The organism is Rhodoferax sp. UBA5149, assembly GCF_002413825.1.
Lineage (GTDB): Bacteria > Pseudomonadota > Gammaproteobacteria > Burkholderiales > Burkholderiaceae_C > Rhodoferax.
Genome location: NZ_DHXT01000106.1, coordinates 21,515 through 33,790, shown reverse-complemented (window position 1 = coordinate 33,790; position 12,276 = coordinate 21,515). Strand labels below are relative to the sequence as shown.

Below are 12,276 nucleotides of genomic sequence, written 5' to 3'. Positions count from 1 at the left end.
GTGCCGTCGCAAGACGTGGTGCTGGGCCTGTACTACACGACCCGGGATCGCATCAACGGCAAAGGCGAGGGCTTGATCTTTGCCGATACCGGTGAAGTGCAACGCGCCTTCGATGCGGGCGAGGTCGAACTGACCGCCCGCGTGAATGTGCGGCTGACCGAGTACACCAAGGACAAAGAGACCGGCGAATTGGTGCCGTCGACCAAGCTGTGGGAAACCACCGCCGGTCGCGCCCTGTTGTCGGAAATTCTGCCCAAGGGACTGCCGTTTGCAAACATCAACAAGGCGCTGAAGAAGAAAGAAATTTCGAAACTCATCAACGTCTCGTTCCGCAAATGTGGTCTTAAAGAGACCGTGGTGTTTGCCGACAAGTTGCTTCAATATGGCTTCCGTCTTGCCACCAAGGCCGGCATCTCGATCTGCATTGACGACATGCTGGTGCCGACCGAAAAGCAAGGCATCATCGATCACGCCGAAAAAGAGGTCAAGGAAATCGGACAGCAGTACACGTCCGGCCTGGTGACGTCAGGCGAACGCTACAACAAGGTGGTGGACATCTGGGGCAAGGCCGGTGACGAAGTCTCGAAGGTCATGATGGCCCAGTTGTCCAAGGAAATGGTCACTGACCGCCATGGCAAGCAGGTTCAGCAAGAGTCTTTCAATTCCATCTACATGATGGCTGACTCCGGTGCCCGCGGTTCAGCGGCCCAGATTCGCCAGGTGGCCGGTATGCGGGGCTTGATGGCCAAGCCTGACGGTTCGATCATCGAAACGCCTATCACCGCGAACTTCCGCGAAGGCCTGAACGTGCTGGAGTACTTCATCTCCACCCACGGGGCCCGAAAAGGTCTCGCGGACACGGCGTTGAAGACGGCCAACTCGGGTTACCTGACACGTCGTCTGGTCGACGTGACGCAGGATCTGGTCGTGACCGAGCAGGACTGCGGCACGCACGGTGGCTACCTCATGCGCGCCATTGTCGAAGGCGGTGAAGTCATTGAATCCTTGCGCGACCGCATTTTGGGCCGTACCGCAGCCGATGACGTTCTGCACCCGGAGAACCGCTCCGTGGTGGCCCCTGCCGGCGCCATGCTGGACGAAGACCTGATTGACGAACTCGAAATCGTGGGCGTCGATGAAGTCAAAGTCCGCACCGCGCTGACCTGCGAAACCCGTTTTGGCATTTGCGCCAAATGTTACGGCCGCGATCTGGGCCGTGGCGGCCTGGTCAACGGTGGTGAAGCGGTCGGCGTGATTGCGGCGCAATCCATCGGTGAGCCCGGCACGCAGCTGACCATGCGTACCTTCCACATCGGTGGTGCCGCATCGCGTGCCGCCATTGCATCCAGCGTGGAAGCCAAGTCCAACGGCAACATCGGCTTCAACGCCACCATGCGCTATGTAACGAACGGCAAGAAGGAGCAGGTCGTGATTTCCCGCTCCGGTGAAATCGTCATTCATGACGAGCATGGCCGTGAGCGCGAACGCCACAAGGTGCCGTACGGCGCCGTGCTGGCGGTGAAGGCGGACCAGACCATCAAGTCGGGCGCGATCCTCGCCAACTGGGACCCTTTGACCCGCCCCATCATCACCGAGTTCGCGGGCAAAGCCCAGTTCGAAAATGTCGAAGAAGGCCTGACGGTCGCCAAGCAGGTGGATGAGGTGACTGGTCTGTCGACCATGGTCGTGATCGATCCGAAACGCCGCGGTGCGGCCAAGGTCATCCGTCCGCAAGTCAAGTTGATTGACGCGTCCGGCAATGAGGTCAAGATCCCTGGCACCGACCACTCCGTGACCATCGGCTTCCCGGTGGGGGCACTGGTGCAAGTGCGTGACGGTCAGGACGTCGGTCCCGGCGAGGTGCTGGCCCGTATCCCGATTGAAGGCCAGAAGACGCGCGACATTACCGGCGGTTTGCCGCGTGTTGCCGAGTTGTTCGAGGCCCGTTCGCCGAAGGACAAGGGTGTGCTGGCTGAAATGACCGGTACCGTGTCATTCGGCAAAGAGACCAAGGGCAAGATCCGTTTGCAGATCACGGATCCTGAAGGTGCCGTCTGGGAAGAGCTCGTGCCGAAGGAGAAAAGCATCATCGTGCACGAAGGCCAGGTCGTCAACAAGGGCGAAAGCGTGGTGGATGGTCCCGCTGATCCGCAGGACATTTTGCGACTACTCGGTTCGGAAGAGCTGGCCCGTTACATCGTGGACGAGGTGCAGGACGTGTACCGCTTGCAGGGTGTGAAGATCAATGACAAGCACATCGAAGTGATTGTTCGCCAGATGTTGCGTCGGGTGGTGGTTGAGAATGCCGGGGATTCCAGCTACATCAACGGCGAGCAAGTCGAACGCTCGGAGATGCTCAACACCAATGACGCCTTGCGCGCCGAGGGCAAGATCGCAGCCACCTTCACCAATTTGTTGCTCGGTATCACCAAGGCATCGTTGTCGACAGACAGCTTCATCAGTGCGGCATCGTTCCAGGAGACGACTCGTGTTCTGACCGAAGCCGCCATCATGGGCAAGCGCGATGAATTGCGAGGCTTGAAGGAAAACGTGATCGTGGGCCGACTGATTCCTGCCGGTACCGGCATGGCCTATCACGAAGCCCGCAAAGTTCGCGAGAACATGGACGACGCCGAGCGTCGCGCCATTGCCGACGCTGAAGCCGCCGAACTGGCGGGTGAAGCCGAGGTGACGGAAGCGAACGAAGGAGCGGCGACCGAGTAACCCTCGATTCGCTATACAAAAGATAGCGCCTCAAGCCCTTTACACGGGGGCTTGAGGCGTTTTTAATTGTTACTTTTGAAGACTTATGCTTGACTGGATCGGGAGATTGAATGAAATGAGCGATTCGGTCATGGTCTGGTTTGTCATCGCCATGCTGTTTTTCTGGTCCATGGGGGCCTACAACCGTCTGGTGCGCCTTCGCGCCCAGGGCATTGTTGCCTTCGCCGCCCTGGAAGGGCTGTTCAATCAGTGCTTGCTGATGGTGAAAACAAACCTGCCGGATACCGGTGCCATTCATTCCCTTCACGATGCCAATCAAGGGTTAGACCCATCTTCCACGGCATGGGCCGGACTGGCGGCCGCTGCTGAACAGTTCAACGCCTGCCTGAAGATGGCCCATGCGCAGCCGCTGAATGGACCGACGATGAGCGCACTGAGAACGGCCTTTGAGACCTTGAGTTTGTCCTGGTCCCGACTGCGCGACCTGCCGCCCGATCTGGCAGGCCCGGCGCTGCCAGGCCCACTGCAGTCGCAGTGGGAGCAGCTTGCCTTGCAGTCCGAACTGGCCCGGGCCGAATTCAACAAACGGGTTGTCAATTACAACGAAGCCATCGATCAGTTCCCGGCGCTTTTGCTGGCCTGGGTGTTTGGTTTCAAACCGGCGCAGCCGATATAGGGTGGATGATGGACTCGAACGAACAAAAAATCCCCTTGTGGCGGCAGTTGCAGGCGGTCGCCACGGTTTTGCAGAGCGTGCGCGCGGGCGTGTCTGGAACGGCGGCGCTAGGCGATGTTTCCCCCGAATTGCGACCCGGCGTGCAGGCGCTGATCTTTCATGTGCTGCGCTCACTGGGGCGCGCCGAGGCCCTGCGGCAGCTACTGGCGAGCCGTACCCCCCCGCCACCGGCCGACGCGCTGCTGTGCACGGCGCTGGCGCTGGCGTGGCAAGAGCAGGACGCGCCGTATGAGGTGTTCACGCTTGTCAACCAGGCGGTCGAGGCGGCCAAGCGTAGTGCAGCCACCCAGCCACAGGCCAGCTTTATCAATGCCTGCTTGCGCCGTTTCTTGCGCGAACGCGACAGCTTGGTGGCCAGCACCGACAAAAACCCGGTGGCGGTGTGGAACCACCCCAGGTGGTGGATTGATCGACTAAAAAAAGAATGGCCAAACAATTGGCAAGCCATTTTGGCGGCCAACAATCGCCATGCACCGATGACCTTGCGGGTTAACGCCAGACGAACAGCGGTGCCGCCCTATTTACAGACGCTTAAAGACGCGGGTCTGAACGCCATCGCGGCGGGCCCATACGGCGTGACCCTGGAACATCCCAAACCGGTGCAAGAGTTGCCGGGTTTTGCTGACGGCGTCGTGTCGGTGCAGGATGCGGCGGCGCAACTTGCCGCCCCCCTGCTGTTGTCCGGCCTGACGTCCACCGGTCCGCTTCATGTGCTGGACGCCTGCGCGGCGCCGGGCGGCAAGACCGCGCATTTGCTGGAAATCGCGGACTGCGAGGTGACGGCGCTGGATGTCGACCCCGCGCGTTGCGAACGAATTCATCAAACCCTGCAACGCTTGAAACTCAAAGCGCAGGTCTTGGTGGGGGACGCGGCTAACCCATCCGCCTGGTGGGACGGCCAGCTGTTTGACGCCATTTTGCTGGACGCGCCTTGCTCCGCCTCAGGCGTGGTGCGACGTCACCCCGACGTGCGCTGGTTGCGCCGGGAGTCCGACATTGCCCAGCTCGCCATGATTCAAGCCCGTCTGCTCAAGGCGCTGTGGGCCTTGCTGAAGCCGGGGGGGCGACTGTTGTACTGCACCTGCTCTGTTTTCAGGGCGGAGGGTGAAGATCAGATACAAACGTTTCTTGCGCACAACACCCATGCTGTTTTACGGCCTTCCCCAGGGCATTTATTGCCCCTTAGCGAGGCAAATAGTGACACCGTCCCGGACAATCCAAACGGTGACCATGACGGCTTTTATTACGCATTGCTGGAAAAACGCGCGGCTTGACCTGATCGGGCTGATGGCCTGTGCGTGCCTGGTGTGGGGCTGCCCCGGATCAGCACGGGCGGAAGCACCGATGACGGAAATTTCTCTCTTGAAGTTTGAGCGCGTGGGCGATGCCGTGCTGCTCACGGCCACCGTCAAATTCGATTTATCTGCGGCAATCGAGGAAGCGCTTCTCAAGGGTGTTCCCATGATTTTCGTGGCCGAAGCGGACGTGTTTCGCGAACGCTGGTACTGGACGAACAAGAAAGTGGTGAGCGTCGAGCGCCATATGCGGCTGGCCTATCAGCCGCTGACCCGCCGCTGGCGGCTGAATGTGGCCTCCGGCCTGATCACCAACGCCGCGCTAGGCGTGGCACTCAATCAGAACTTTGAGACCTTGTCCGACGCCTTGGCGGCCGTGCAACGGCTGTCCCGCTGGAAAATTGCCGATGTCTCGGAACTCGACCTTGAACAACGCCATCTTGTGGAGTTCCGTTTTCGCCTGGACGTGTCACAGCTGCCGCGCCCATTCCAGATTGGGACGCTGGGTCAGTCCGACTGGGATATTTCGGCTTCATCCCGCGTGCCGTTGGTTCTGGAAAGCGTCAAGTGAGCGGCACAGGCACCCCGAGCGCTGCTGCGGGCCGTTTTTCCCTGAGAAATTCCCGTGCCCTGCGCTGGACCGTGGGGGCGAGTCTGGCCGCCATGGTCGCCATTGGTCTGGTGCTGCTGTTCCTGTTGACGCAAGCCACCACCAACCGCGACATGTACGAGCGCAATTACGCGCGGCTCTTTGCGCTGAATATGGTGGTTGCGAGTCTGCTGCTGATCATCATTGTGTGGATTGCTTTTCGACTGATGAAGCGGCTGCGCCAAGGCAAATTTGGTAGCCGTTTGCTGGTCAAACTGGCCGCTATTTTTGCGTTGGCGGGGTTTGCCCCAGGCGTCCTGATTTATGTGGTTTCCTACCAATTTGTGTCGCGCTCGATTGAAAGCTGGTTTGATGTCAAGGTGGAAGGCGCGCTGGACGCCGGCCTCAATCTCGGGCGTGTCACGCTGGAAACCCTGTCCAACGAATTGGCCAGCAAGGCGCGTGCTTCCGCGTTGCAGCTGGCAGACACGCAAGATGTCAGTGCCGGGCTACCACTGGAGCGCGCGCGCGCGCAACTAGGCGCGAATGATCTGATGCTGTGGAGTGCCTCGGGACAGCTGATTGCGGCCGTCGGCCAATCCCGATACCAATTGAACCCGGAACGCCCGACCCAGCAGCAGTTCCGCAACGCGCGCGCTCAAAGGTCCCTCACCTGGATTGAAGGGCTTGATGATGCCGTGCCAGGCGTGGCGGGAAATGCACGTATCAAGGCGCTGGTGCTGGTCTCCAGCACCAGTTTGGGCTTGCTGAGTGAGCCGCGCTTTCTCCTGGTGTCGCAAGCATTGCCCGCCACGCTGGTAGCCAATGCGTTGGCGGTCACGGAGGCCAACCGCGAGTATCAGGAGCGGGCGCTGGCGCGCGAGGGGCTGCGCCGCATGTACATCGGAACCTTGACGCTCAGTCTGTTTCTGGCGGTGTTTGGCGCTGTGTTGTTGGCGGTTGTATTGGGTAACCAGATTGCGCGCCCACTTCTGCTGCTGGCCGACGGCGTGAGCCAGGTGGCGGCGGGGGATTTGACGCCGAAAGCGACGCTGCAAGGAAAGGATGAACTGGATGGCCTGACCCGTTCGTTTGCCCAGATGACGCAGCAACTGTCAGATGCTCGAGCGGCGGTCGAGTCCAGCATGGTGCAGGTGAACGCGGCGCGGGCCAACTTACAGACGATACTCGACAACCTCACGGCCGGGGTCATGGTGCTCGATGCGCAAGGCGTCATTCAGTCGTCCAATCCGGGAGCGACTCGTATTCTTCGGGTGCCGCTGGCGACTTACGAAGGCCATCGGCTGGCAGAGATTGAGGGCCTCCAGACCTTTGGCGAAAACGTTCAAGCCCAGTTTGATGCGTTTTTGGGGGCCCGCGGTGAACATGGTCTGGATCACTGGCAGCATTCCTTTGAACTTGGAAATACGGCGGTTGAGCTGGCTGGCAGGCAGGCCAACAATGCTCTTATTTTGGTAGCACGTGGTGCAGAGCTTCCGGGGGCTGGACGGCTTTTAGTCTTTGATGATATCTCCGAAATCGTGTCAGCGCAGCGCGCACAGGCCTGGGGTGAAGTGGCGCGCCGGTTAGCCCACGAGATCAAGAACCCGTTGACCCCCATCCAGTTGTCAGCCGAACGGTTGGAGATGAAATTGACAGGCAAGGTCGCGCCACCTGAGCAAGCCCTGCTCACCAAGTCCGTCAAAACCATCGTCGACCAGGTTGACGCCATGAAGCGTCTTGTAAATGAATTCCGGGACTATGCGCGACTGCCTGCGGCTGAACTGAAACCGGTTGATTTGAATACCTTGGTGTCCGAAGTACTGCAGCTGTATGCCAGCGAGACCTCGCCGGTACCGGTGCAGACGGAGCTTGACCCGCGCTGTCCGAGAGTGCTGGGAGACGCCCAGCAGTTGCGCCAAGTGATGCATAACTTGCTTCAGAACGCGCAGGATGCCACTGAAACTGCGGGCCATACCGACACGCACCCTGTGACCCTCAAAACCCAGTGGCTTGAGACCGTCGGGCGAGTTCGATTGAGTGTGGTTGACTGCGGCACAGGTTTTCCGGAGCACATTCTCAAACGCGCGTTTGAACCTTACGTCACAACCAAAGCCAAGGGGACCGGTCTGGGCTTGGCCGTCGTCAAGAAAATCGCCGACGAGCATGGCTCTCGCGTGGATATTGCCAACCGTGTCGTCGACGGTAAAGTGATGGGCGCGCAAGTGTCGTTATCATTCGCTATAGAAAATGTCGCGCCGGGATAGCCGGGCGACATAAGCATACCCAGGGGACGCGCGAAATCATGGCAAACATACTGGTGGTTGACGACGAGCTCGGCATCCGCGATCTGTTGTGGGAAATTCTGAACGACGAGGGGCATAACGTCGAAGTGGCTGAAAACGCCGCGCAAGCCCGTGCGGCCCGCTTGCGTGACCGGCCCGATCTGGTGCTGCTGGATATCTGGATGCCGGACACCGATGGCGTGACGCTGCTCAAGGAGTGGTCATCCACGGGGGCGCTCACCATGCCCGTCATCATGATGAGTGGGCATGCGACCATTGACACCGCGGTGGAGGCCACCAGGATTGGTGCCCTGGCCTTCCTGGAAAAGCCCATCACCCTGCAGAAGCTGCTCAAAGCAGTCGAACAGGGGTTGGCGCGTGGCACGCTGCGCAAGCCAGCAGTGCCTCTCACGGCGCCGGCCGTCTTGCAGGTGGTCGAGGTTGCCACGACGGTCGGCCAGTCCGGGTTTGTCGCGGTAGAAGCGGGACCTCAATCGCGACAAAGCTTCATGCTCGACAAACCATTGCGTGAGTCCCGTGACGAATTTGAAAAAGCGTATTTTGAATACCACCTCGCCAAAGAAAATGGCTCGATGACACGGGTGGCCGAAAAAACAGGGCTTGAGAGAACACACCTTTATCGAAAGTTAAAGCAATTGGGCGTTGACTTGACGCGAAACAAGCGCAACACGGCTTGACCGCAGGTAGCTGATTTCGGCTGAGATACTGCTATAATTTGAGGCTCAGGCCCGGTAGCTCAGTCGGTAGAGCAGAGGATTGAAAATCCTTGTGTCGGTGGTTCGATTCCGCCCCAGGCCACCAAGGTTTTACCTTACAAAACGCCAACCCCTTCCGGTTGGCGTTTTTGTTTCCGGGACTGACAGTCCTCGTGTCCGGTCTATTTCCGGTCCGCCGGCTTGTTACCGCTTAATCCTGGCTGCGCCGGTGTCTCTGGCAGATCAAAATCGATCAAATTCCCACTGTCGAGCGTGCGTGCGGCGTCTACGCCCCGACTATCGAACTCTCTATCATCGGGCATCAACAGCGGAAGGTCGACATCCGCAGTCGACACAGGATTTGAAGCAACACCTTCCATTTCCGAATCAGACAAATCCAGGTCTAAATCCAGCACGCGAGGAAACCGGATTTCCGGCGGAGACAGATCAGCTTGCTCGCTGATCAACCGCACGGGGACACTGGCTGGCGCAGGCGCCGCATAACCAGACTCAGCCAAGTTGGACGATGTGCTGATTCGTGCGACGGAACGCAGGGTAGCTCCGACCTCGGATTCGCCACCGTCCGACTGCGGAACACGAACAACACCCTGTGCAACGGCATGCAGCAACAGCAGATCACGAAATGCCGCGAGATCAAACGACTGACTTTTGGCATGCCGTGGATCCTGAAAAACGCAAGCCTCAATCACATCGAGTACTTTGGGCGTTGGCCACAGGTCAGTGATACGGGACAATACGTCCGGGTAGGACTCCAAGCCCCTGCCTTCATCCTTGAAGGACATGAACTCAGGAACTCGCCCGTTAAACAGCCGGTCAAAATCCTCGCGCAGGTGCTGAAAGTCAGATCTCTGACTGAGTGAATGGAATATGCTGAGTAAATCCAGGTAAACGAATGGATTTGGCTCGTCACTTTCAGCGATTTGATGTTTTAGAATTTGCACCGCTTGATGGGTTTGTCCAAGCGAAACAAAAAACTCTGCCTGCTGCCGGGCATCCAATATCGCGTCGGAATTGAGACTGCGCGCCAGCCTCCTCTGCGCAACCACCGTTGGCGAGGGCAACGGGGGCGGCTTTCGGTTCGAACTATGCGCCGCGCCCGACTGCATGAAATCATCGAAATTCGTGTGGCTCATTTCCTTCACGCTAACCGCAAAGTCGGTCGAAAGCCCAGAATCATTCGATGACCGGGGCAAGACCGTTGTGCGCGTCTTCTCCGATGCAAGTGCCCCGTCCAGCTCCCCGCGGGCGGTCACCGGCCCGGCGGGAGGCTCGGGTTCAGGAGGTATCGATGCTGGCGCAGCGATAGAGCCGCTCCACCAATCGTTGCCACCCGCCTGCAAGCGCCGCTGTCGGCTCCAGAGAAAAACCACGGCAGTCAGACAAGCCAACACAAGGACGATCAATGCGTAAATCAATCCGTCGGGGAAACGCTGCGCCTCCGCCTTTTGCAAACGAGCCTTCAAGTCCACGAGGCTGGCTTCATTTTTTTCGTCCAAGGCACGCAAAGCCGTCACATCCCCTTCAAGCGCCTGTATTTTCTGCACACTACGCAAAGCGTCTTCAGTCGGCGCGAATGTCATGTAAGAGTCAAGGTTCGCGACCCGGTCGGAGAGCAATTCCAGCGGGTCTAGCTTTAATCGGGACTGGCCCGCAGGTCGTCCTGTCTTGCTCTTTTCGTCTGACATCGTGCGCCTGGAAGCAGCAAGGGCCGTCTTCACCTCCGGGCGTTTGCTGGCAACTTTCCGTCGAACCGTTTGTTTTGGCAGCGGCGCCGTCTTCGTTTTGACGACCGAAACAGGCGCGCCCGATGCCGAGGCAAAAACCGTCGGAGGCACGGTTTCAGTAACTGGGATGGCGGGATTCAAATCAACCTTTGCGGAAGCCAATGCGGGAACAACAGGCGACGCTGACGCTGCTGCGACTTCGCTTGGAAAGTCCGCCAGCAGGACGTAACGACGCGTAGTTTTTTGGCCGCAGCCGGTACGCAAATAGACGGTGACAACAGGTTCGTCAACGAGCGCCGAGGACAATATCCGCACATTGGCCATATGGGCTTGCGCCGTCGCTTCGACGACCACACGTACGCGACTGGCCTCCTGACGCGTATCGGCATGGAATACTTCGGCATCAAAACACAAGGACGAGGCATCCTCCCCTGCGTCCATCTGAACCGGGACCAATATCTCAAGGGGCCGACCAATCAGCGCCGCACCGTGAGCGCGACCCAATGTAAGCGCCGCGCTGCCGAAGGCAATACAAAGTAGCGCGACCCCAATAATTTTGGCTTTATGTTTCAAGACAGCCTTCCTGACTATAAATTATTCTCTCCCGGTAAATTGGCAACACCTCAAACGGGAAAGCCAGGTTCGGCCTGCACACGCATGACCGGTAGGTTGATTTCATTGAAATTTTCCCCACAGTTGCCCTCGGAATCTGAGCGAGTCTACCTGCTCTCCATACCGATAGGCCGCCGACGCACCTGAGACGTTTTTGACGCGTCGGGTTCAGTGCCCACGGTACGACTGCTTCGCTCGGGTGCATCCCGCTTAGATAGGCGCCATCTTGCCAGCATCAAGCCGTGCTTTCAAGAAGCCACCCGTCCCATAGCGCGTCACCCCGCTGTAAAAGCGCGAGGTCAAGCGCTTGACCATGGAAGAGTACTCATCCACCAGGGTGGGCAGAATGCTGAAGCTGTCGTAATTCACGACCACCGCCACGCGCTCCGCTGGACTGCTCACCACCGGCGCGAGCAAACCCTCCACCATGCGCTCCACCTCGGCAACGTCAGACAGCGCGTCGATAGCGAGCCCTTCAAAATTGATGAACAGCAAACGGTGCTCACGGTCCAACTCAAACCGTTGCGCCAGCGGCGTGGCCAGCAAACGATCGCGTAAACCCATCGACTCATCCGCAAACAAGGCGCCATCCATCAATTTGAGTTGCGTACTGATGGTGGGCATGAAATCCATATGGGCCAGCACGTCGCGTTCCAGATCAATACCGGGGGCAATCTCAATCAACTCCAGACCACCACTGTGGGCATCACCGCTCAAGCGGAAGACGCAGCGCTCGGTCACGTACAGCACGCGCTGGCCCCGCCTGCGTGCTTCGCGTCCGCTGAAGGTGCGGTGCTCCACGTCTTTCACAAACTTGTGCGTTGTGCCCTCACTGACCACCCGCAGTCGGCCGCCTTCCACGCGCACGTCCAGGTCACCCGCGGTGAAAGTGCCTACAAACACCACGGTTTTGGCATTCTGGCTGATGTTGATAAAGCCACCCGCCCCGGCCAGGCGGGTGCCGAATTTACTGACGTTCAGATTGCCATGCGCATCGGCCTGCGCCAGCCCCAGCACGGCAATGTCGAGTCCACCGCCGTCGTAAAAGTCAAACTGGTTGGGCTGGTCAATCACCGCCTGGGCATTGACGGCCGCGCCAAAGCTCATGCCGCTGGCCGGAATACCGCCGATGACGCCGGGCTCGGCGGTCAGCGTCATCAGATCGATCACCTTTTCTTCAGCCGCCACGCCCGCCACGCCTTCGGGCATGCCAATGCCGAGATTGACCACGCTGTTGGGTCGCAGTTCCATGGCCGCACGCCGGGCAATGACCTTGCGCTCGCTCATGGGGACCGCGGGCAGGGTGTCCATCGGCACGCGGATTTCGCCGGAATAGGCGGGGTTGTACTGCTCGGAGAAGGTCTGCATATGGTAGGCCGGGTTGCTGGCCACCACCACGGCATCGACCAGCACGCCCGGCACCCGTACCTGGCGCGGGTGCAGGGCGCCGCGCTCCGCCACGCGCTCCACCTGCGCAATGACGATGCCGCCCGAATTGCGGGCCGCCATGGCGATGGCCAGGGCTTCGAGCGTGAGGGCTTCGCGTTCCATGCTCAGGTTGCCATCCGGGTCGG

Annotated in this window: 7 protein-coding genes, 1 tRNA gene and 1 pseudogene; 7 read left to right on the top strand and 2 right to left on the bottom strand. The window is 59.4% G+C overall.

All coding sequences use genetic code 11. The features are described from left to right. From B3V69_RS09790 to B3V69_RS09760, 7 genes and pseudogenes are all read left to right on the top strand, one after another. A pseudogene (locus B3V69_RS09790) lies at nucleotides 1-2,724 on the top strand (DNA-directed RNA polymerase subunit beta'); the annotation flags it as partial. A gap of 85 nt (nucleotides 2,725-2,809) precedes the next feature. After that, nucleotides 2,810-3,400, top strand: a complete 591-nt coding sequence (locus tag B3V69_RS09785; protein WP_296446062.1) for a LemA family protein — start codon at nucleotides 2,810-2,812, stop codon at nucleotides 3,398-3,400. Nucleotides 3,401-3,408: 8 nt separating this feature from the next. Beyond that, on the top strand, nucleotides 3,409-4,734 hold the full coding sequence (gene rsmB, locus B3V69_RS09780; RefSeq protein WP_296446066.1) for a 16S rRNA (cytosine(967)-C(5))-methyltransferase RsmB: 1,326 nt from the start codon (nucleotides 3,409-3,411) through the stop codon (nucleotides 4,732-4,734). A 70-nt stretch (nucleotides 4,735-4,804) separates the two neighbouring features. Continuing rightward, a complete protein-coding gene (locus B3V69_RS09775; RefSeq protein ID WP_296446060.1) occupies nucleotides 4,805-5,326 on the top strand; it encodes a DUF4390 domain-containing protein in 522 nt (173 codons plus the stop codon). Beyond that, nucleotides 5,323-7,611 carry a sensor histidine kinase gene (locus B3V69_RS09770; protein ID WP_296446058.1) on the top strand — a complete coding sequence of 763 codons (2,289 nt, stop codon included), beginning with the start codon at nucleotides 5,323-5,325 and terminating at the stop codon, nucleotides 7,609-7,611. The genes B3V69_RS09775 and B3V69_RS09770 overlap by 4 nt, the downstream gene beginning before the upstream one ends. 38 nt (nucleotides 7,612-7,649) lie before the next feature. Next, on the top strand, nucleotides 7,650-8,327 hold the full coding sequence (locus tag B3V69_RS09765) for a response regulator (RefSeq protein ID WP_296446056.1): 678 nt from the start codon (nucleotides 7,650-7,652) through the stop codon (nucleotides 8,325-8,327). A 48-nt stretch (nucleotides 8,328-8,375) separates the two neighbouring features. Then, nucleotides 8,376-8,451: transfer RNA gene (locus B3V69_RS09760), tRNA-Phe, on the top strand. A gap of 76 nt (nucleotides 8,452-8,527) precedes the next feature. On the opposite strand, the gene B3V69_RS09755 is transcribed toward B3V69_RS09760, so the two are convergent. Together B3V69_RS09755 and B3V69_RS09750 are read right to left on the bottom strand one after the other, a co-directional pair. After that, complete coding sequence (locus tag B3V69_RS09755; protein ID WP_296446054.1) at nucleotides 8,528-10,663, bottom strand: type IV pilus assembly protein FimV; 2,136 nt, start codon at nucleotides 10,661-10,663, stop codon at nucleotides 8,528-8,530. Between the two features lie 249 nt (nucleotides 10,664-10,912). Beyond that, nucleotides 10,913-12,276 (bottom strand): CoA-transferase (locus tag B3V69_RS09750; protein WP_296446052.1); only part of this gene is annotated, 1,364 nt, incomplete at its 5' end.